This is a genomic window from Rhodococcus pyridinivorans, from assembly GCF_900105195.1.
Taxonomy (GTDB): Bacteria; Actinomycetota; Actinomycetes; order Mycobacteriales; family Mycobacteriaceae; genus Rhodococcus; species Rhodococcus pyridinivorans.
Map to the genome: position 1 here is coordinate 3190481 of NZ_FNRX01000002.1, position 20893 is coordinate 3211373.

A 20893-nucleotide genomic window follows, 5' to 3' on the forward strand; every position below is an offset into this window, starting at 1 on the left:
CAGCGACCTCCTTCTCCGCCTCACTGGACGGATCGTTAAAGGATGCCTGACAGTTGTCGAGCCTATCAGCGTCGACGTCCGCCTCGGCACGGATGACGGGTGAAGCGCAACACAGGCCCGGATGCGTGAGCGGGCCCGGCGGGAGTCTTCCCACCGGGCCCGCTCACGGTGCCTCGTGTCGTCGCTCACCCGAGAAGGGTGACGAAGTCAGGACTCGTTCGAGCCCTGATCCTGCGACTCCTGCGCCGGCCGGGCGAGGGTGGCAGCGGCTGCTGCACGCACCTGGTCGGCGACAGTGACGATCTGACCCAGCACCCCGTTGACGAAGGCCGGCGAATCGTCGGTGGACAGCTGCTTCGCCAGCTCGACCGCCTCGTCGACGGCCACCACGGGCGGCACGTCGGTCGCGTGGAAGAGCTCCCACACCGCGATGCGCAGGATCGCGCGGTCGACGGCGGGAAGGCGGTCCAGCGTCCATTCGTGCAGGTGATCGGCGATCACTCGGTCGGTCTCGTCGAGGTTGTCGGCGACACCGCGGATGATGGTCTGCGCGTATGCCGGCACCGGCGCGACCTGGTCGTCGTCGATCGCGAGTTCGACGCGATCGGCGGCGAGGTCGACGGGGTGCACGTCGCGGGCCTCGGCCTCGAAGAGCAGGTCCACGGCGCGCTTGCGGGCCTTGTGGCGGGCCCCGAGCTTCTTCTGGTTACCGGACACTCAGGAATTCACTCGCCCGAGGTAGCTGCCGTCGCGGGAATCGACCTTGAGCTTGTCGCCGGTGTTGATGAACAGCGGAACCTGGATCTCGGCGCCGGTCTCGAGGGTCGCGGGCTTGGTGCCGCCGGTGGAGCGGTCGCCCTGCAGGCCCGGATCGGTGTGCTGGACGACGAGCTCGACCGTGACCGGGAGCTCGACGAACAGCGGGACGTCCTCGTGCGTGGCGACCTGCACGGGCATGTTCTCGAGCAGGAAGTTGGCGCTGTCGCCGAGCAGTTCGGGCGAGATGGTGATCTGGTCGTAGGTCTCGCCGTCCATGAAGACGTAGTCGGTGCCGTCGTTGTAGAGGTAGGTCATGTCGCGGCGATCGACGGTGGCGGTCTCGACCTTGACACCGGCATTCCAGGTCTTGTCGACGGTCTTGCCCGACGTCACATTCTTGAGCTTCGTGCGCACGAAAGCAGGACCCTTGCCCGGCTTGACGTGCTGGAACTCGATGATCTGCCAGAGCTGTCCGTCGATTTTCAGAACGAGGCCGTTCTTGAAGTCACTGGTGTCAGCCACTTGGTTCGTGTCTCCTAGGGTCGAGGAACCGCCCTCAAATGACGGTCAATGTCTTGTCGGTGAGCGTGAGCAACTCCGGAGTATGCTCCCGCACCACGAGCGTGTCTTCGATCCGCACGCCTCCGCGCCCCGAGAAGTACACGCCCGGCTCGACGGTCACCGCCGCACCGGCGACAAGTGTACCGGTCGCCGCGGCGCCGATTCCGGGCGCTTCGTGGATCTCGAGGCCGACTCCGTGGCCCAGCCCGTGCAGGAACAGGTCGGCGTAGCCGGCTTCGGCGATCACGGTGCGCGCGGCGGCGTCCACCGCGGCGCAGTCGACACCGGGCGCGAGCGCCTCGCGTCCGGCCTGCTGCGCGCGCAGGACCAGCTCGTACAGGTCGCGCTGCCAGTCCGCGACGCGGCTCAGCACGTAGGTGCGCGTCATGTCGGAGTGGTAACCGCCGATCTGCGCCCCGAAGTCGAGTTTCACGAAGTCGCCCTCCGCGAGGACCGCGCCGGTCGGGCGATGGTGCGGGATCGCCGAATTGGCACCGGCGGCGACGATCGTCTCGAAGGAGATGCCGTCGGCACCGTGCTCGAACATGCGCCATTCGAGGTCGCGGGCGACCTCCTTCTCGGTTCGACCCGGACGCAGACCGCCCGCCGCGATGAGGTCCGCCAGTGCGCGATCGGCCGCACCGCATGCCTCGCGCAACAGACCGATCTCGTGTTCGTCCTTCACGGCCCGCAGGTGTTCGACGAGCCCGGGAGCGGGAACGAAGCGGACGGACACGCCGAGCTCGCCCCACCGCGACCGTTCGTCGACCGTGACGACGTGACTCTCGAATCCCCAACGCGCAGAACCTGTTCCGAACTCGGTGACGAGGTGGGCGGCCGACGACCGGGCGATCACGGCCCGCAGGTCGGGGACCTGCTCCCCCACCTGCGTGACGTAGCGGCCGTCGGTGCAGATGACGGTGCGCGTCTCGTTCTCGTCGTCCTCGGTGGAGACGATCAGCGCCGCGTTGGATCCCGTGAAGCCCGTGAGGTAGCGGATACCGGTCAGATCGGTCACCAGCAGCGCATCGAGTTCGCGTTCGGCGAGCAGCGCACGCAGCGCTCGACGGCGGGAGGCGTGGTCGGCAGACATATCGCTCAACCTACCGCGATCACGGCTGTGGGACGGGACACACTGTCGGCTTCGCCACCCGTTACGCTGAGGTACATGAAACCCTGGTTGCTCCGCGGACTCGGGCTCGCCCTGGTCCACGTGGTCGTGCGCGTCCTGCTCGGTGCCGCTCTCATCCAGTGGCCGTTGCAGGGATCGGTACTGCGCTGGCTGGGCTTCGCCGTGGTGGTCGTCGCAGCGTTCGTCTGGGCCGGTCTCGACGGCATCCGCGACCACCGCGCCCATCCCGACGCCGACGAGGGCGACGACCTGACGATGCGCTGGCTCGCCGCCGGTGCGGTCACCGGCCTGGTCGGCGGGGTCCTCACCTGGCTCGTCGACACCGTCACCCCGATGCCGGTGGGTGTGACGTCCCTGTTCTTCGAGATCACCTCCGGTGCCGCGTTCACCGTGCTTCTGGTATTCCTGCCGGCGATGGCGGCGGTGACGCTGGGCCGGTTCTTCGCGCGCCGGAACGAGCGCAAGGCCGCCCGCGACGACGACTGGTCGGTCCACCGCGATCACCACGCGCCCGCAGGCGTCGGAGCGGCCGCGGGTTCCGCTCCCGCGAACTCCGCGCAGCAGACCGATCCCGCCTGGCGCAGCGACGACTCGCCCACCGAGGTGTTCCCGAGGGTCGATCCGAAACAGTGAGACCCGAGTAGTGAGACCCACAGCAGTGAGACCACCCGCCGCCGCACATCCGGGGGCGGGTGCTCAGTTTTCCGAGTTGTGACGGTCAGTAGAGGTAGCCGACCCCGAGGAGCCGACCATGACCGACATCACCGAGACGCTCGACCTGACTCCCGCGACCCGCCGGATGGAGCGCATCCTGGCGGGGATCGACGACGCCCAGTTGCCGGGGCCCACACCGTGTTCCGAGACCTCCGTCGGTGCGCTCGTCGACCACGTGCTGGGCCTGTCCCTTGCGTTCACGGCCGCGGCGCGCAAGGACATCGGCCCGCACACCGACACTCCCCCGCAGCTCACGAGCGAACTGCCGCCGGACTGGCGACGTCTCGTTCCCGACCGGCTCGGCGACCTCCGCCGAACGTGGAGCGATCCCGCAGCCTGGGAGGGCATGACGCGCGCGGGCGGCCTCGACCTGCCCGCGCCGGTCGCCGGACTCGTCACGCTCGACGAACTCGTCGTCCACGGCTGGGACCTCGCCGTGGCCACGGGACAGCAGTACTCCTGCGAGCCCGACGAAATCGCCGCGTGTACCGCATTCGCGGAGAGCATCACCGACGAGGAACGCGTCGCCGACGGGGGCGGCCTGTTCGGTCCGGCCGTCCGGGTGGGCGACGACGCTCCGCCGCTGGACCGCCTGATCGGACTGACCGGGCGCGACCCGTCGTGGAGACCGCCCGCATCGGCCGGGTGACGCTAGAGCAGCACGGTTCCCGCATCGGCCTTGCCCTGTCGCGCGACCTCGGAGTAGGCCGCCGCGAGCAGGGTCGGGTCGGGTCCCTCGAGCCTGCCGGGCTTCGCAAGTCCGTCGAGGACGACGAACCGAAGCATGCCGGCACGGTTCTTCTTGTCGGTCTGCATGCCCGCGAGCAGATCGGCGAAGGCGTCGGGATCGTAGGTGGTGGGCAGGCCGACGGATTCGAGGATCGCGCGGTGCCGGTCGGCGGTGGCGTCGTCGAGACGCCCTGCAAGCCGGCCGAGTTCGGCCGCGAAGACCAGGCCCACCGACACGGCGGCGCCGTGGCGCCAGCGGTACCGCTCGCGACGCTCGATGGCGTGGCCGAGGGTGTGACCGTAGTTGAGGATCTCGCGCAGGCTCGACTCCTTGAGGTCGGCCGCGACCACCTTCGCCTTGACCTCGACCGATCGCCGAATCAGCTCGGGCAGCACCGTCCCGGCAGGATCGAGCGTGGCCTCGGGGTTCTCCTCGATCAGGTCGAGGATCACCGGATCGGCGATGAAGCCGGTCTTGATCACCTCGGCGAGTCCGGCCACGATCTCGTTGCGCGGCACCGTCTCGAGGGTCGCGAGGTCGACGAAGACCGCCGAGGGCTCATGGAACGAACCGACGAGGTTCTTGCCCGCCTCGGTGTTGATGCCGGTCTTGCCGCCCACCGCGGCGTCGACCATCGCCAGCAGCGTGGTGGGGATGTGGTAGACCCGCACGCCGCGCATCCACGTCGCGGCCACGAAACCCGCGAGGTCGGTGGCGGCACCGCCGCCGAGGCTGATGACGGCGTCCGAACGGGTCAAGCCGATGCGGCCGAGCACCTCCCAGCAGAATCCGGCGACGGCCAGCTCCTTGCCGTCCTCGGCGTCGGGGATCTCGATGCGGTGGGCGTCGATGCCGGTCTCGGCGAGCGCCTCCCGCACGGCGTCGGCCGTCGCGGTGAGCGTCGGCTGGTGGAAGATCGCGACGGTCCGCGTGCCGGACAGTTCTTCGACGACGTCACCGAGCAGTCCCCGGCCGATGATCACCGGATAGGGCTGGGCGGTCTCGACGTCGATGCGTACCGGTTCGGTCACGGTGTGGGGCTCCGATCCTCGCTGATGGTCTGGCTGGTCGCGGCGTCCGCCGCTTCGAGTTTGGCGAGCACCTGCTGGACGACCCGCCCGGGGCTGCGGCCGTCGGTGCGCACCCGGATGGTCGCCGCCTGCCGGTACAGCGGGCGGCGGCGACGCATGAGGTCGCGGTATTTCTGGGCCGGATCACCACCGGCCAGCAACGGCCTGGTTCCGGCGGCGCCGACCGCGCCGGTGCGACGCAGTCCTTCCGCCACGCTGATCTCGAGATAGACGACGGTGTGTCCGGCCAGTCGCGCGCGGGTGCGCTCCGAAAGGATCGCTCCCCCGCCCAGGGACACCACACCGTCGTGGGTGTCGAGGGCGCGCGCGACGAACTCCTCCTCGATCTCCCGGAAGGCCGGTTCGCCGTCCTGGGAGAAGATGTCGGGGATGGTCCGGCCGGTCACACGCTCGATCTCGGCGTCGGTGTCGAGCAACGGCAGCTCGAGCGCGTTCGCGACCCGACGACCGATCGTCGACTTGCCCGCTCCCGGCGGGCCGATGAGTACCAGGCGAGGCGACATGCGATCACCGCGGCGGCCGCGCCGCGATGCCCTTCAGGTAGTGGTCGATGTTGCTCACGGTCTCGGCGAGCGAGTCGCCGCCGAACTTCTCGAGGGCGGCCTGCGCGACGACGAGGGCGACCATCGCCTCGGCGACGACACCCGCCGCGGGCACCGCGCACACGTCGGAACGCTGGTGGATCGCGACGGCCTCGTCGCCGGTGGTCATGTCGACCGTCGACAGGGCGCGCGGCACGGTCGAGATCGGCTTCATCGCCGCCCGCACGCGCAGGGCCTCACCGTTGGTCATGCCACCTTCGATGCCGCCGGCGCGGTTGCTCGAGCGGAGCACACCGTCGAGGCCGGGCTTCATCTCGTCGTGGGCAGCGCTGCCGCGGCGACGCGCGGTCTCGAAGCCGTCGCCGACCTCGACACCCTTGATGGCCTGGATCCCCATGAGGGCCGCGGCCAGTCGCGCGTCGAGGCGATCGGCACCGCTGACGAACGAACCGAGGCCCACGGGCAGCCCGTGCACCACGACCTCGACGATTCCGCCGAGGGTGTCGCCGTCGCGCTTGGCGGCCTCGATCTCGGCGATCATGGATTCCTCGGTGGCCTTGTCGTAGGCACGCACTGGGCTCGCGTCGATCGCGGCGAGATCGTCGGCACCGGGTTCGGGGCCGACATAGGGATCGGATGCGCCGATGGAGATGACATGCGAGACGACCTCGGCGCCGAACGCCTGGCGCAGGAAGTTCCGGGCAACCGTGCCGGCCGCCACGCGTGCTGCGGTCTCCCGGGCGCTGGCGCGCTCGAGGACGGGACGCGCGTCGTCGAAGCCGTACTTGAGCATGCCCGCGAAGTCGGCGTGGCCGGGGCGGGGACGGGTCAGCGGCGCGTTGCGCGCCTGACCTTCGAGCAGTTCGGCATCGACCGGGTCGGCGGCCATGATGGTTTCCCACTTGGGCCATTCGGTGTTGCCGATCTCGATCGCGATCGGGCCGCCCAGGGTGCGTCCGTGCCGGACGCCACCGATCACGGTGACCTTGTCGGCCTCGAACTTCATGCGTGCGCCGCGGCCGTAGCCCAGTCGCCGTCGCGCGAGTTGCTCCGAGATGTCGTTCGACGTCACCTCGACTCCGGCGACCATCCCCTCGAGCATCGCGACGAGAGCGGGACCATGGGATTCTCCAGCAGTTATCCAACGCAGCACAGGTCCATCCTTCCATGTTCGTCCGCCGACTCGACATGCCGCCCCTGGTCAACCCGTCGAGATCACCGCCAGCGCCGCGGCGGCGCACATCGACGGTCCGTGCGGAAGCACGCGCGGAGCGGCACGCACACCCCCGCGGCGGGCCTCCCGGAGCCGCAGAAACAGGGACGCACCTGCGGTGAGGACGGATGGGAGCAGTGCACCGAGGAGCACCGCCGAGGGGCCGGCGAGTCCGGTGACGGCACCGAGCCCGAGGGCGAGTTTGACGTCGCCCGCACCCACCGACCGCGGCACCGCGAGGTGGGTGATCAACAACGGTGCCGCGAGCAGAAGTGCACCGGCGAACGCCGCCCGGCCGTGCCCCGTCGCCGCGGCCACGCCGAGGATCGTGCCCGCTCCCCGAGCGTCAGCACGTTCGGCAGACGCCGCACGAGCAGGTCCACGGCGCTCAGGCACACGCACCACCATCCGAACATCGCTGCTCCGACGACCGCCGCGCCCGTGGTGATCGAGACCGCGACGAGTGCGGCTGCCGCGCATGCCGCCTCGCACGAACCCGGCAGCGGCCGACGACCGGCCGTTCTTCCCGCCACCACGCGCACGATCGCTCCCACGCCCACGCCGAGAACCACCATCGCGAGCTCACCCACCGTCTCCCCTGCCACGACCCGGAGCATCCCCCATCCACACTCGCCGGCAGGGCGTTCGCGCGGTGTCCGGCCCGGTCCTGTGGACAGGCACGTCTCCTGTGGACAAAGCCGCACAGTGCGGCGATCGTCCTGCGAGGATTGCCGGAGTCTGTCGGTTCCGGTCGGAAGGTTCTGGTCGAATGGAGATTTCGTCGCTGCTCGAACACGTGGGCACGGCCATCGACGTCGTCGGAGTCGGCGTCATGGTGATCGGCGCATTGGCGGCGACGTGGATCGCGGCGACCGCGCGGCGGCGCGGACCGGGTTCGGAGATCTACGAGCCGTACCGGCGCAATCTCGGCCGGTCGATCCTGCTCGGCCTCGAATTCCTGGTCGCCGCCGACATCATCAAGACCGTCGCCGTCACGCCGACCTTCACATCGGTGGGTGTGCTGGCGGTCATCGTGCTCATCCGCACCTTCCTGAGCTGGTCGCTGCAGCTGGAGATCGACGGCCGGTGGCCGTGGCAGCGTTCGGCTCCCGACGCCGAGACGACGACCGGCACGACGCCGGCTACCTGAGCGCGTCCCGGACCTCGTCCCGCCGGCGCAGCAGATGCGCGCGCTCGATGGCGTTCTCCGTCCGCGCCGCGGCGGTGGCGTATGCCTCACTCGCCTCGGTGAGCCGGCCGAGGCGGGCGAGCAGGTCGGCCCGGACGGCGTGGAAGACGTGGTACCGCTCGAGGTCGAGGCGGTCGACGATCCCGAGAGCCGCTGCGGGACCCTCCACTTCGGCGAGTGCGACGGCCCGGTGCAACGCGACGACCGGTGTGGGATCCGCGGCCATCAGCAGGTCGTAGAGCGCGACGATCTGCGCCCAATCGGTGTCCTCGAAGGTGGGCGCGTCCGCGTGCACCGCAGCGATCGCGGCCTGGATCTGGTAGGGCCCCGGCCTGTTCCAGCGCAGGGTGCGCCGCACGAGCGCCTGCCCTTCGTCGATCAGCGCGCGGTCCCACCGCGAGCGGTCCTGATCTGCGAGCAGGACGAGGTCGCCGCCGGGTCCTGTCCGCGCGGCGCGTCGGGATTCGCCGAGGAGCATCAGGGCGAGAAGTCCCGTGGTCTCGGGATCGTCGGGAACGAGCCCGGCCAGCACACGCGCCAGCCGCACCGCCTCCGAACACAGGTCCGTGTCGACGAGTTCGGGTCCGGCGCTCGTCGTGTGGCCCTCCGTGTACACGAGATAAAGCACGGAACGCACCGCGTCGAGACGTTCGGGAAACTCGTCCGGGGACGGGATGCGGAACGGGATGCGCGCGTCGCGGACCTTCCCCTTGGCTCGGGAGATCCGTTGCCCCATAGTCGTTTCCGGCACGAGGAAGGCTCGGGCGATCTGCGCGGTGGTCAGCCCGCCGAGCAGCCGCAGTGTCAGCGCGACCCGCGACGCAGGCGCGAGCGCCGGGTGACAACAGGTGAAGATCAGACGGAGGCGATCGTCGGGGATCTCGGGCGGGACGACCGCTCCGGAGTCGAACGCGTCGTCGGATGTCGGGTAGAGCAGGTCCGCCTCGGCGTGCTTGATCGGACGTGCGGCCTCCCGCCGTGCCCTGTCGATCGCCCGGCGACGGGCGGTGGTGATGATCCACCCGGCCGGGCTCGGCGGGATCCCCTCCCCGGGCCACCGTTCGACGGCGATCGAGAAGGCGTCCTGCACCGCGTCCTCGGCGGCGTCGAGGTCGCCGAGGACGCGGGTGAGCACGGCGATCGCCCTGCCGTATTCCTCACGGAAGGCACGTGCGATGTCGGCGGTGGACGGCCCGGTCATCGAGCTTCGCACGTCATCCGGCGCAGGAGCCGAACGCCAGGGGCCGCACCTCGATGGGCAGTGTGGTGGCGTCGGCAAGACCGCGCGCCCACCTCAGCGCCTCGTCGAGGTCGGGCACGTCGATGACGTCGAAGCCACCGAGATGCTCCTTGCCCTCGATGTACGGACCGTCGGTCGTCGCCGTGCACCCCTCGTCCGTGCGCACGACCGTCGCCGTATCCGGAGGGTGAAGGCCGCCGGAGAACACCCAGACCCCTGCCTCCCGGATCTCGTTCTGCCACGCCGCGACCTTCTTCATGATCGGTTCGAGGAACTCCGGTGACGGCGGTTCACCGTCGGGCTGGTAGATGCTCAGCAGGTACTGCGCCATGGCGGGGTCCTTCCCCTCGGCGGCCGGCGGCTCCGGCCTCTCACCCTCTATACGAACGGTAGGGCGCCGATTCGACACCTGCGCGGAGAAATCCGCTGCCCACCCGCTCAGGCATCGCAGGTGGACAGCGGACGGTGTCGGGTGCGGCCTACTGCGCGACGAGTTCGACGATGGTGGCGTTGGCCTGGCCACCGCCCTCGCACATCGTCTGCAGGCCGTACCGGAGGTTAGTACGGCGCATGTGGAAGATCATGTCGGTGAGGATGCGGGCACCGGAACCCCCGAGCGGGTGACCGAGAGCGATCGCACCACCGTTGGGGTTGAGCTTGTCCTCGGGTGCGCCGATCTCCTTCTGCCACGCCATGGGCACCGGAGCGAACGCCTCGTCGACCTCGAAGACGCCGATGTCCTGGTGGGGCCGCGCCCCGTCGTACCGGGTTCTCAGGCCGGGTGCGGAGAGTTCAGATCGAGCCCGACGGCGCGCGCCATCTCCGCGCGCGGCGCGGGCAGCCCCGTGAACTGCTCGACCTGCCCGAAGGCCTGGTTCAGGAGCATGTGCAGACCGCTGACGACGCGGACACCGCGTGCCTCGGCCGCTGTCGCCAGCGGCGTGGGCCAAGGGTCGTAGATTGCATCGAGGATGCACGGCGCCTGCGCGAGAGCTTCTGTGTACGGCGCTGCCGCGGGTGCGGGCACGGTGCTCACGAGCGCACCGGCCTCGGCGCAGACCCGGGCCAATTCGGGTGCGTCGAACGTCAACCACCGAGCCTCGATGTCGTCGCCGAGACAATCGAACGTCGCGCGGGCTTTCTGCTCGGACCGCGCGACCACAGTCACCGAGCGCACACCGAGGTCGGTGAGACCGACGAGCGCCGGCCGCGCGGTACCACCCGAGCCGACGACGACCGCCGACGCGCCGGACAGATCGCCGACGCCGGCCGAGCGCAGTGCTCCGGACACGCCGTCGACGTCGGTGCAGTCGGCACGCCACCCGTTCTCGATGCGCACGAGGGTGTTCGCCGAGCCGATCCTCACGGCCCGCTCGGTGCGTTCGGTGGCGAACTCGAGAGCCGCGAACTTACCGGGCATCGTGACGGACAGACCCACCCATTCCTCACCGAGCGAGGACACGAGGCCCGGCAGCTGCTCACCGGTGCATTCGATGCGTTCGTAGGTCCACTCGGTCAGCCCGAGTGCCCGGTACGCCGCGAGATGCAACAAGGGCGACTTCGAGTGCGCGATGGGTTTCCCGAGGACCGCGGCCCTCCGGACACCTCCGTTCGGATCAGCGGCCACTGTCGAGGATCCCGCTCGCGAGTGCCAGTTCGGTGTTCTGCAGGTGCTCCTCGTAGGAATTCGCGAAGAGCGTGGTGCCCTTGTCGTCGATCGTCACGAAGTAGATCCATTCCCCCGGTTCCGGGTTCTCCATCGCCTGCAGCGCACCGATGCTCGGTGACGAGATGGGCGTCGCCGGAAGACCGACCATGGCGTAGGTGTTCCAGGGGGTCACCCGCGCGCGGTCGGCGTCGGTGGTCGCGAGTTCGGTCTCGTCGAGTTCGTAGTTGACGGTCGAATCGAACTGGAGCATCTGGTCGATGTCGAGGCGGTTGAGGATCACGCGCGCGACCTTCGCGAAATCCTGTGGCAGAGCCTCGCGTTCGACGAGCGATGCAGAGATGAGCATCTCGTACGGGGTCAGCCCCACCCGTGCGGCCGCGTCGGTGATCCCCGTCGCGTCGTAGCTGGCAGCACTTTCCGACACGAGGCGAGCCAGGATCTCGACGGGTTCGGCCGTCGGATCGAAATCCCAGCTGCCCGCGGCGATGAGGCCTTCGAGCTGCCGCCTGCGGTCGGGCACGTTCGCGACCGCGTCGCGTGCCCATTCCGGAACTCCGAGTGCCTGCAGGTCCGGGGTGGCCCCGGCCGCGTCGAGTTCCTCGTAGGTGACGCAGTTCTCGGCGGCCGGATCGCCGTGGCAGCTCGCCTCGGCGATGAGCGTGTAGATGCCCTTGCGGACGGCACCGGTGTTGACGTCGCGGATGTCGTGGAGCTGACGTCCCTCGGAGATCACGAGCGCACCGACCCGGCTGGCCGGGTCGACGAGGGCCGCGACGGCGTCGACAGCCGGGATGTTGGTGGCCACCTGGTAGAAGCCTGGTTGCAGCGAATTCATCCCCGAGTTCTGCACGGCCGCTTCGTAGAAGGCGGCGGAACTCGCGACGACACCCTTGTCGACGAACTCGCTGCCGATCTCCCCGGCGGTCTCGCCCGGGTTGACCCGGACGACGACGGCCGGTCCGGGAGGTCCGGTGAAGTCCGGCGGAAGATCGGTGCCGAGGAACCGGTCGTAGGCGAGATAGCCGCCACCCACGACGACGAGCAGGAGCACCGCGGCGGCGAGCGCACCTACGACACGTCCGCGCTTCTTACGCCCGCTCGCCTTCGGATCACGGCGTGCGGCGCGTTCCGAACCACCGACCGCGAGGGGGACCGCACGCTGCTCGGCGGTAATCTCCTCCGCTGCGACCGCGTCGTCGGCGGGGTCGTCGTCACGGCTCGCGTCGCGTGCGGCGTAGGAGTATCCGCCCGGGTACTCTTCGTCGAGATGTCCCCCGTCGGGGTGATCGGCCGGAGCGTGTCCGCGATCGGCGCCGATGGACCCCTCGTACTCGTACCCGGATCCTGCGTAGCCCCCGTCGCCGTAGCCCTGCTCGGCATAGCCCTGCTCGCCGTAACCCTGTTCGGCGTGACCGGGCGGCGGGCCATCGAATACACCCGGCTCGAAGTTCAGGACCGTGGTCTCGTGATCGTCGGGATCGGGTCGACGGGCCTCCGGGTGCCCACTCGGGACGCCCTCGTATCCACCACCGCCGTACGGATCACAGCCGTGGGAGTCGTTGCCGTACGGGTCGTGCCCGTATGCATCGTGACCTCGAGGGTCGGATGCGTACGGATCGTCGTACCGGTAACGCGGGTCTGATCGATACGGATCCTCGGATCCGGATCGATACGGATTCTCGGATCCGGTGCGATCCACTGGAGGTTCCGTGTACCCACCGGCGTAGGGATCCGCGAACAGATCCTGCCGTGCGTTCTCCGAATGGTCGTCGTGTCGTCCGTGCCGGCTCACCGGCTGTCCCCCGCGTCACGCCCCGACTCGTTCACTACCGAACTCCGCTCGTCCAACCAACCCTGCAAGATGGCCACGGCGGCGGCCTGGTCGATGACCGGCCGCGCACCTCGCGCACTCACCCCGCTCTCGCGGAGGGCGCGCGCCGCAGTGACCGTCGTGAAACGTTCGTCGGCCAGGCGCACGGGAACGTCGGGTAAGGCACGGCGAAGTCGACGCGCGAAGTCGCTCGCCAGTTTCGCAGCCTTGCCGGGCTCACCGCGCAGTGTCTGCGGCAGCCCGACGATAACCTCAACAGCCTCGTATTCCCTAACGATCTCGACGATGCGCCGGATATCGGGTGCGTCGGGTCCGCGTTCCTTGGACCGCGGCACCGTCTCGACCGGGGTGGCGAGGATCCCGTCGGGGTCGCTGGAGGCGACCCCGATCCGGACGCTCCCGACGTCGACTGCGATGCGGCGACCACGGCCGGGATCGTCCACTCCGGGACGATCGGGGCGCAGCGGTTCGGCCACGCTCAGCCGGCCAGCTCGCTCAGACGGGCACGGAAAGCATCGAGTGCGGCCGGGATACCGGCCGGATCCGCCCCTGCGCCCTGAGCCATGTCGGGCTTGCCGCCCCCGCGACCACCGATCGCGGGACCGAAGCTCGCGACGAGGTCGCCTGCCTTGATGCCCTTCTCCTGCGCAGCCTTGGTGGTGGCCACGACGAAGGGCACCTTGCCGCCGGCGTTGCCGAGCAGCAGCACCACGGCGGGCTCGGTGCCGAGCCGGCCACGGACGTCGGATGCGAGTGTGCGCAGGTCGTTGCCGGCGACATCCTCCGGGGCGGCCTCGGCCACGACGAGCACGTCACCGACGCGCTGCGCCTTGCCCGCGTACGTTCCGGCTGCGGCGGCGACGTTCGCGGCGCGGGTCTTCTCGAGTTCCTTCTCGGCGGCCTTGAGCCGATCGAGCAGGGCCTCGACACGTCCGGGCACCTCCTCGGAGGGAACCCTCAGGGTCGAGGACAGGCCCGCGAGCAGCGCGCGTTCCTTCGCCAGGTGGCGGTACGAGTCGAGACCGACGTACGCCTCGACGCGGCGGATGCCGGAACCGACGGACTGCTCACCGAGGAGCGTGACGGTGCCGACGTGCGAGGAGTGCTGCACATGCGTGCCGCCGCACAGCTCCATCGAGAACGGGCCGCCGATCTCGACGACGCGGACCTCGTCGCCGTAGTTCTCGCCGAACAGGGCCATCGCGCCCATCTTCTTTGCCTTGTCGAGGTCGGTGACGAAGGTGTTGACGGGATAGTTCGCCGCGACGGCCTCGTTGGTGACGGCCTCGATGTCCTGCTTCTGCTGCTCGGACAGGGCGCCGGGCCACGAGAAGTCGAAGCGCAGGTAGCCGGGCTTGTTGAGCGAACCGGCCTGCACGGCGTTGGGGCCGAGCACCTCGCGCAGCGCGGCGTGGACCAGGTGGGTGCCGGAGTGGCCCTGGGTGGCGCCCTTGCGCCACTCGGGATCGACCTGCACGAGGACGGCGTCGCCTTCGACGACCTGGCCCTCGAGCACCGTGACCTTGTGGGTCCACAGTTGCTTGGCGATCTTCTGGACGTCGTCGACCTTGATCTTCAGGCCCGGGCCGGTGATGCTGCCGATGTCGGCGATCTGGCCGCCGGACTCCGCGTAGAGGGGGCTGCGATCGAGGATCAGCTCGACCTGCTGGCCCGCGCCCGCCGCGTGCAGGCGCTCGCCACCGGTGATGACGGCGAGCACGTGCGCCTCGGTCACCAGCTCGCTGAAACCGGTGAACTCGGTGGGACCGCGGTCGAGGAGTTCCTTGTAGACGGTCAGGTCGGCGTGGGCGTGCTTGCGGGCCCGGGCGTCGTCCTTGGCGCGCTGGCGCTGCTCGGCCATGAGCGATCGGAAGCCCTCCTCGTCGACGGTCAGGCCCGCCTCGGCCGCCATCTCGAGGGTGAGGTCGATCGGGAACCCGTAGGTGTCGTGGAGGGTGAACGCCTCCGTGCCACCGAGCACATTCCTACCCTGCGACTTCACGGTCTCTACAGCGCCTTCGAACAGCTTGCTGCCGGTACCGAGGGTCTTGAGGAAGGCCGTCTCCTCGCCCACCGCGACGGTCTCGATACGCGAGAAGTCGGTGTCGAATTCGGGATAGGACGGGGCCATGGTGTCGCGCACGACCGCCATGAACTCGCGCATGGTGGGCTTGTCGGCGCCGAGCAAACGCGCCGAGCGCACGATGCGGCGGAGCAGGCGGCGCAGCACGTAGCCGCGGCCGTCGTTGCCGGGGTTGACGCCGTCGACGATGAGCATCGCCGCGGTGCGGGCGTGGTCGGCGATCACGCGGAAGCGCACGTCGTCGTCGTGCTTCGCGCCGTAGACGGCGCCGGTGAGTTCGGCGGCCTTGTCGATCACGGGGCGCAGCAGGTCGGTCTCGTAGACGTTCTCGACGCCCTGGAGCAGGAAGGCGACGCGTTCGACACCCATGCCGGTGTCGATGTTCTTCTTCGGCAGCGGGCCGAGGATCGGGTAGTCGTCCTTGGCACCACCCTCACCGCGCTCGTTCTGCATGAACACGAGATTCCAGATCTCGATGTAGCGGTCCTCGTCGGCCTCGGGGCCGCCTTCGACGCCGTAGGCGGGGCCGCGGTCGTAGAAGATCTCGGAGCACGGACCGCACGGCCCGGGGATGCCCATCGACCAGTAGTTGTCCTTCATGCCGCGACGCTGGATGCGTTCCTCGGGCACGCCGACCTTGTCGCGCCAGATCGAAAACGCTTCGTCGTCGTCGAGATAGACCGTCGCCCACAACTTCTCGGGGTCGATTCCGTAGCCGCCGTCCTCGACGGATCCGGTGAGCAGCGACCACGCGAAGGTGATGGCCTCTTCCTTGAAGTAGTCGCCGAACGAGAAGTTGCCGGCCATCTGGAAGAAGGTGTTGTGGCGGGTGGTCTTGCCGACCTCCTCGATGTCGAGGGTGCGCACGCACTTCTGCACCGACGTGGCGCGGGTGTAGGGCGGGGTCTGCTGCCCGAGGAAGTAGGGCACGAACGGGACCATGCCGGCGTTGACGAACAGCAGGTTGGGATCGGCGAGGATCAGCGACGCGCTGGGCACCTCGGTGTGTCCCGCCTTCACGAAGTGATCGAGAAAGCGCCTGCGGATCTCGTGGGTCTGCACGTCGATGGTCCTTTGTGGTCTGGCGATGGTGTGAACTTCCCGGGACGGGCGGTCGACCCTGTCGATCGGCCGTTCTTCAGCTTATCGCGCCGCCGAAAGCGGCCGCGGTACGGCGCCGTGAGTACTCGGCGGAGGGCGTCACCGCTCACCGCGCACGATGCGGCGCAGCTTGGGCAGGCGGGCCGACAGCTCCCGTTCCACACCGCGACCGGTCGGCTCGTAATAGTCGACGCCGACCAGCTCGTCCGGGGCGTACTGCTGCGCGAGCACGCCGTCCGGGTGCGCGTGCGGGAACTTGTAGCCGATCGCGTTGCCGAGCTTCTGCGCGCCCTGATAATGACCGTCGCGCAGATGGGCGGGCACCGGACCGGCCCTGCCCGCCTTCACGTCGGCGATCGCGGCGCCGAGCGCGGCGGTCACCGAGCCCGACTTGGGTGCGGTGGCGATATGGATGGTGGCCTGCGCGAGCGCGAGCTGGGCTTCGGGCATCCCGACCTGCTGCACGACCTGCGCTGCGGCGACCGCCGTCTGCAGGGCGGTGGGATCGGCCATGCCCACCTCCTCACTGGCCTGGATCATCAGGCGGCGAGCGATGAAGCGCGGGTCCTCCCCCGCGACGATCATCCGGGCCAGATAGTGCAGGGCCGCGTCGACGTCGGAGCCGCGCAGCGACTTGATGAAGGCGCTTGCGACGTCGAAGTGCTGGTCGCCGTCGCGGTCGTAGCGCACGGCGGCCTCGTCGATGCTCGACTCCACGGTCGCGAGGTCGATGACGGCCGCGTCGCCACCGGAGACGGCGAGCGCCGTGTCGGCGGAGGCCTCGAGCGCCGTCAGGGCACGGCGGGCGTCGCCCCCGGCGAGCCGGACGAGGTGGTCGAGGGCGTCGTCGTCGATCTCGACCGCACCGGCGAGTCCACGGGCGTCGGTGCGCGCACGTTCGAGCAGTGCCCGGATGTCGTCGGGCCCGAGCGGCTGCAACTGCAGCACCAGCGAGCGCGACAGCAGCGGGGCGACCACGGAGAACGACGGGTTCTCGGTCGTCGCGGCGACGAGCAGCACGATGCGGTTCTCGACGGCGGCGAGCAGCGCGTCCTGCTGGGTCTTGGAGAAGCGGTGGACCTCGTCGATGAACAGCACGGTCTGTTCGCCGTGGGTGAGGCGCCGACGTGCCAGGTCGATGACGGCACGCACGTCCTTGACGCCCGCGGACAGGGCGGACAGCGCTTCGAACCGGCGTCCGGTGGCTCCGGAGATCAGTGAGGCCAGGGTCGTCTTCCCAGTGCCGGGCGGACCGTAGAGCACGACGGAGGCGGCTCCCGATCCCTCGACGAGCCGCCGCAGCGGTGCTCCCGGTTCGAGCAGGTGCTGTTGCCCGACCACCTCGTCGAGACTCGCCGGTCGCATGCGCGCAGCGAGCGGCGCGTTCGCGCCGCCGGCCGCGACGGGTTGCCGGCGGACCTGCGGTTCGTCCTCGGGTTCCGGTTCGCGTGGCGCCTCGAACAGGGCGTCCGGTTCGGCAGACGGGTCGTTCGCCCCGAAAAGATCACTCACGCATCCGACGCTACAAGCTCGCACCGACGCCCGGTCGGCGGCGGTGTTCGTCGTTCGCATGGACGGATGACCGACCGTGTGGTCGGATCTTGATCGTGCCCACGACACCGACCGCCGAACATGTGTCCCGCCGCGCCGTGCTCCGGTCGTCGATTCTCGCCGCCGGTGCGGCGGCCTTCGCCTCGACCTCGCAGCACGCGCAGGCATCTCCCGCCGTCTTCGCGCACGGCGTGGCATCGGGAGATCCGTTGCCCGACGCGGTGATCCTATGGACGCGGGTCACACCCTCGCCGCAGGCGGCACCCGGCTCGGGCGCGGGACCGGACGTCCCGGTCACCTGGGAACTCGCCCGCAGCAACAGCTTCGACACGCTGGTCGCGAGTGGGACGGTGACAGCGAGTTCCGTCTCCGACCACACGGTCAAGGTCGACGCCCGCGGGCTCGTACCGGGCACGACCTACTTCTATCGATTCCGCGCCGGCGGTGCCATCTCCCCGACCGGCAGGACGTTCACCGCGCCCTCGCCCGACGCTGCGGTCGCACGCCTGCGCTTCGGGGTCGTGTCGTGCGCCGACTGGGAGGGCGGTTTCTTCTCCTCCTACCGCCACCTCGCCGCACGCGACGATCTCGACGCCGTGGTGCACCTCGGCGACTATCTGTACGAGTACGCGGCCGGGAAGTTCCCCGTCGCCGGTGGCCGCGGAGTTCGGACGCACGAGCCCGCCCACGAAATCGTGAGTCTCGCCGACTACCGCATCCGGCATGCGCAGTACAAGACCGATCCGAACCTGCAGTCGCTGCACGCGAAGGTGCCGTGGATCGTGATCTGGGACGACCACGAGTCGGCGAACGACGCCTGGGCGGGCGGGGCGGAGAATCACGATCCCCTCGTCGAGGGCGACTGGGCCCCCCGCAAGGCCGCGTCGGTGCAGGCCTACGACGAGTGGATGCCGGTTCGCCCGAACGGCGGACGGCTCTACCGGCGCCTGCGGTACGGACGGCTCGCCGAACTGTCGATGCTGGATCTGCGGAGTTATCGCTCCGAGCAGGTCCTCGGAACCGGACGGCAGGTCGACGATCCGAGTCGCACGATGACCGGACGGGACCAGATGGAGTGGCTCACCGCAGGCCTGGCGAGCTCCCCCACCCGGTGGCAGTTGATCGGCAATTCGGTGATGTTCTCGCCGATCGTGTTGCCGCCCCTCGATCCGCGGACTACCGGAGCACTGACCGAACTCGTCGGAGTGCCGGCTGGAGGTCTGCCCTTCAACACCGACCAGTGGGACGGTTACACCGCGGACCGTCGACGGTTGATCGACACCATCACGGCGGCGGGACTGCGCAACGTCGTCTTCCTCACGGGCGACATCCACACCTCGTGGGCGATGGACGTCCCGGTGGACGCCGCCGACTATCCGGGTGCCGGCACCGTCGCCACGGAGTTCGTGGTTCCGTCGGTGACGTCGGCGAACATCGACGAGTTGCTCGGTGTGCCTCCGCGGAGCCTGTCGCCCGCGCTGGAGGCGACGGCGACCGCGGCCAACCGGCACGTGCGGTTCGTCGAACTCGATTCGCACGGTTACGGGGTGCTCGACGTGACTCCCGAGGCGACGCAGATGGAGTGGTTCTTCATCGGCGACCGCACGGATCCGAACACGGACGCGCGCCGCGCCGTGGGATACCGGGTGGCCGACGGCGCGACGAGGATCGAACCCGCCGCTCCGCTGGTGTAGACGCCGGTCGGCACCTGGCGGATCGGTCGCTCTAGCCGGCGGCGCGGTCCTCGAGGTGGGCGAGCACGTCGCGGGCGTGCGCGGCGACGTCGTCGTGGCCTGTCGCGGTGGCGAACTCGGCGAGCAGCGACCAACGGGCGCGGAGCGCGGGGATGCGCGGCACAGACAGTCCGTGTTCGCGTACCGAGGCGATCCGGGCATGGTCCTCGGGCAGGAACAGGTGCGTGCTCAGCCAGATGCACGCGAGCAGTGCGTCGAGCAGCCGCTCCTCGAGCACCTCGTCGTAGGCCAGCTGCGGCCACATGGCGACGACCTCGGCGCGCCACGCGTCGGCCATCGCACGGATGCGATCGACGGACAGCGGCACCGAGCACAGGCACAGCGGGAAGGAACTGAGGGCGTATGCGATGTCCAGGGTCGCGTCGCGGAAGCCGCCCCATTCGTAGTCGAGGAACTGCACACCCTCGTCGCCGACCACGATGTTGTCGGGGCACAGGTCGGACGGGCTGAAGGCCCGGAAACGCCCGCCGGTGAACAGCTTGGACGCCCGCTCGGCACGCTCGCGTACCGACTCGGGCACCGACAGGCCGAAGTCGGCCTCGAGGAGCTCGGGCACACCCCGCACGGCATCGAGGGCCTGCTGGGACACGGCGTCGGCGACCCGCGCGACGTCGGCGCGACGCAGCAGCGCCGCGAAGTCCTCCTCGCGGCCGACGGTCGCCGCATGCATGCGTCCGAGTGCCTGAGCCAGGGCCATCAGGGTGTTCCCGGCGGCCTCGGAACTGTTGCGGAGCACCTCCGACAGGGTGGTCGCGTCGCCGAGGTCGCTGAGGACCAGCAGGCGAGCGTCGAAGTCGTAGGCGAGCAGTTCGGCACCCGGACGGTGATCCTTCGCGAGGGCCGTCGTGAACTGGTAGGAGACCGCCTCGCGGAGGAAGGCGATCTGCTCGTCCGTCTCGGAACCGCGGAAGTCGACGTGGCCGGTGCCACGCGAGGGCGGTACCTGCTTGAGGACAAGAGTGCGCGGGAGCGAGAACGGATTGGCGGCCACTCGTACCCGTACGACCATCGAGCGGCCACTGCCCCCGAGATCCACCGGATCGGTCAGGGTCACCGTGGCGCCGGTACGGCGGGTGAGCAGCGCTTCGGCGGCGTGAACCACCTCGGACACGGGGTCTGCCAATGTTGCGGTCATCACTGCCCAATCTACAGGTTCTCGGTCACGACGAGGTCCTCCACAATGCTCGGATCGAGCAGGACCTTCTTCACCCGTGCCCGGCCCACCAGGTCACTTTTGTCTGCTTTGCGAGGGGAAATCGCTGTTCATCCGGGTGTGTCCCCGTCCGCGCCCCGGCCGCTCCGCTCCTCGGACGCCGATCACGATCGGGACACGTCACGATCATTCCGGTGAAACGTGTGTCACCTTCTGAAAACCACGGGCGGTGCCACGATCTACCGCAGCCTTCACGACACCGAAGATCAGACCCTGGAGGGCGGCCGCGATCAGCACGTCCCGGGTGCGCTGCGACAGATCCTGAGGTTCGGGCCGTTCGTCACTGCCGCCGACCTTCTTCCACACTTGGTTGAAGACGGCTCCGGCGAGGATGCCTCCTCCCACACTGGCTGCGAGAGCGAGCGGCTTGTAGAAGATCACGCGTGCGTCGGCCATGGATACCTCCTCGATCCGTCGCCCCCGTTGGCGCCGGACCGACGGAGTACCCGGGCAGGATCCTCACAAACCTCATCGGGCCCACGAACCTCACTCGGGAGCACCACCGGACGGCACACACGAC

21 protein-coding genes and 1 pseudogene are annotated in these 20893 nt (G+C 69.4%); 4 read left to right on the forward strand and 18 right to left on the reverse strand.

Features of this window, described 5'->3' with window-relative positions:
* Nucleotides 1–207 precede the first annotated feature (207 nt).
* The 3 genes from nusB to BLV31_RS15100 are packed head-to-tail and all read right to left on the reverse strand — an operon-like array spanning nt 208 to nt 2413.
* Nucleotides 208–717, reverse strand: a complete 510-nt coding sequence (nusB, locus tag BLV31_RS15090) for a transcription antitermination factor NusB (protein WP_006551442.1) — start codon at nt 715–717, stop codon at nt 208–210.
* Nucleotides 718–1281, reverse strand: coding sequence for an elongation factor P (gene efp / locus BLV31_RS15095; RefSeq protein WP_006551441.1), 564 nt, complete (start codon nt 1279–1281; stop codon nt 718–720).
* Nucleotides 1282–1315: 34 nt separating this feature from the next.
* The gene (locus tag BLV31_RS15100; protein WP_006551440.1) at nt 1316–2413 is read right to left on the reverse strand and encodes a M24 family metallopeptidase; all 1098 of its coding nucleotides are present in this window, start codon (nt 2411–2413) and stop codon (nt 1316–1318) included.
* Between the two features lie 75 nt (nt 2414–2488).
* Here BLV31_RS15100 and BLV31_RS15105 point away from each other — a divergent pair, with 75 nt between their 5' ends.
* Both BLV31_RS15105 and BLV31_RS15110 read left to right on the forward strand, forming a co-directional pair.
* A complete protein-coding gene (locus tag BLV31_RS15105) occupies nt 2489–3085 on the forward strand; it encodes a B-4DMT family transporter (RefSeq protein WP_024100782.1) in 597 nt (198 codons plus the stop codon).
* Nucleotides 3086–3203: 118 nt separating this feature from the next.
* On the forward strand, nt 3204–3815 hold the full coding sequence (locus tag BLV31_RS15110) for a TIGR03086 family metal-binding protein (protein WP_081263366.1): 612 nt from the start codon (nt 3204–3206) through the stop codon (nt 3813–3815).
* A 2-nt stretch (nt 3816–3817) separates the two neighbouring features.
* Here the strand turns inward: BLV31_RS15110 and aroB are convergent, their stop codons facing one another.
* From aroB to BLV31_RS25895, 5 genes are read right to left on the reverse strand one after another with little or no spacing between them, the layout of a single operon-like run.
* Nucleotides 3818–4927, reverse strand: a complete 1110-nt coding sequence (gene aroB / locus BLV31_RS15115; RefSeq protein ID WP_064060289.1) for a 3-dehydroquinate synthase — start codon at nt 4925–4927, stop codon at nt 3818–3820.
* Nucleotides 4924–5490, reverse strand: a complete 567-nt coding sequence (locus BLV31_RS15120; RefSeq protein ID WP_064060288.1) for a shikimate kinase — start codon at nt 5488–5490, stop codon at nt 4924–4926. Before BLV31_RS15120 ends, aroB begins: the two co-directional genes overlap by 4 nt.
* Before the next feature lie 4 nt (nt 5491–5494).
* Nucleotides 5495–6682 carry a chorismate synthase gene (gene aroC / locus BLV31_RS15125; protein WP_064060287.1) on the reverse strand — a complete coding sequence of 396 codons (1188 nt, stop codon included), beginning with the start codon at nt 6680–6682 and terminating at the stop codon, nt 5495–5497.
* Between the two features lie 48 nt (nt 6683–6730).
* Nucleotides 6731–7060, reverse strand: a complete 330-nt coding sequence (locus tag BLV31_RS15130) for an A24 family peptidase (protein ID WP_307718229.1) — start codon at nt 7058–7060, stop codon at nt 6731–6733.
* Complete coding sequence (locus BLV31_RS25895) at nt 6991–7347, reverse strand: hypothetical protein (protein ID WP_367889058.1); 357 nt, start codon at nt 7345–7347, stop codon at nt 6991–6993. The genes BLV31_RS15130 and BLV31_RS25895 overlap by 70 nt, the downstream gene beginning before the upstream one ends.
* A 164-nt stretch (nt 7348–7511) precedes the next feature.
* Between BLV31_RS25895 and BLV31_RS15135 the strand changes: the two genes are divergently transcribed.
* Nucleotides 7512–7892 carry a DUF1622 domain-containing protein gene (locus BLV31_RS15135; RefSeq protein WP_064060286.1) on the forward strand — a complete coding sequence of 127 codons (381 nt, stop codon included), beginning with the start codon at nt 7512–7514 and terminating at the stop codon, nt 7890–7892.
* On the opposite strand, the gene BLV31_RS15140 is transcribed toward BLV31_RS15135, so the two are convergent.
* The 8 genes and pseudogenes from BLV31_RS15140 to BLV31_RS15175 form a co-directional block, all read right to left on the reverse strand.
* Nucleotides 7885–9132, reverse strand: coding sequence for an RNA polymerase sigma factor (locus tag BLV31_RS15140; protein WP_064060285.1), 1248 nt, complete (start codon nt 9130–9132; stop codon nt 7885–7887). The genes BLV31_RS15135 and BLV31_RS15140 overlap by 8 nt on opposite strands.
* A gap of 13 nt (nt 9133–9145) precedes the next feature.
* Nucleotides 9146–9502, reverse strand: coding sequence for a YciI family protein (locus BLV31_RS15145; RefSeq protein WP_019289266.1), 357 nt, complete (start codon nt 9500–9502; stop codon nt 9146–9148).
* A gap of 148 nt (nt 9503–9650) precedes the next feature.
* Nucleotides 9651–9908 (reverse strand): annotated as a pseudogene (locus BLV31_RS15150) (acetyl-CoA C-acetyltransferase); the annotation flags it as partial.
* A gap of 35 nt (nt 9909–9943) precedes the next feature.
* Nucleotides 9944–10798: a shikimate dehydrogenase gene (locus BLV31_RS15155; protein WP_064060283.1), complete on the reverse strand. Its 855-nt coding sequence runs from the start codon at nt 10796–10798 to the stop codon at nt 9944–9946.
* Nucleotides 10788–12632: an endolytic transglycosylase MltG gene (locus BLV31_RS15160; RefSeq protein ID WP_064060282.1), complete on the reverse strand. Its 1845-nt coding sequence runs from the start codon at nt 12630–12632 to the stop codon at nt 10788–10790. The genes BLV31_RS15155 and BLV31_RS15160 overlap by 11 nt, the downstream gene beginning before the upstream one ends.
* The gene (gene ruvX, locus BLV31_RS15165) at nt 12629–13147 is read right to left on the reverse strand and encodes a Holliday junction resolvase RuvX (RefSeq protein ID WP_006551427.1); all 519 of its coding nucleotides are present in this window, start codon (nt 13145–13147) and stop codon (nt 12629–12631) included. Before ruvX ends, BLV31_RS15160 begins: the two co-directional genes overlap by 4 nt.
* Nucleotides 13148–13149: 2 nt before the next feature.
* The gene (gene alaS, locus BLV31_RS15170) at nt 13150–15816 is read right to left on the reverse strand and encodes an alanine--tRNA ligase (protein ID WP_064060281.1); all 2667 of its coding nucleotides are present in this window, start codon (nt 15814–15816) and stop codon (nt 13150–13152) included.
* Between the two features lie 138 nt (nt 15817–15954).
* Nucleotides 15955–17367: a replication-associated recombination protein A gene (locus tag BLV31_RS15175; protein ID WP_024100770.1), complete on the reverse strand. Its 1413-nt coding sequence runs from the start codon at nt 17365–17367 to the stop codon at nt 15955–15957.
* Between the two features lie 95 nt (nt 17368–17462).
* Here BLV31_RS15175 and BLV31_RS15180 point away from each other — a divergent pair, with 95 nt between their 5' ends.
* Nucleotides 17463–19100, forward strand: coding sequence for an alkaline phosphatase D family protein (locus BLV31_RS15180; RefSeq protein ID WP_064060340.1), 1638 nt, complete (start codon nt 17463–17465; stop codon nt 19098–19100).
* Between the two features lie 31 nt (nt 19101–19131).
* Here BLV31_RS15180 and BLV31_RS15185 read toward each other — a convergent pair whose 3' ends face one another.
* On the reverse strand, nt 19132–20295 hold the full coding sequence (locus BLV31_RS15185) for a kinase (protein WP_033096583.1): 1164 nt from the start codon (nt 20293–20295) through the stop codon (nt 19132–19134).
* Between the two features lie 204 nt (nt 20296–20499).
* Nucleotides 20500–20769: a DUF4235 domain-containing protein gene (locus tag BLV31_RS15190; protein WP_006551422.1), complete on the reverse strand. Its 270-nt coding sequence runs from the start codon at nt 20767–20769 to the stop codon at nt 20500–20502.
* Nucleotides 20770–20893 lie beyond the last annotated feature (124 nt).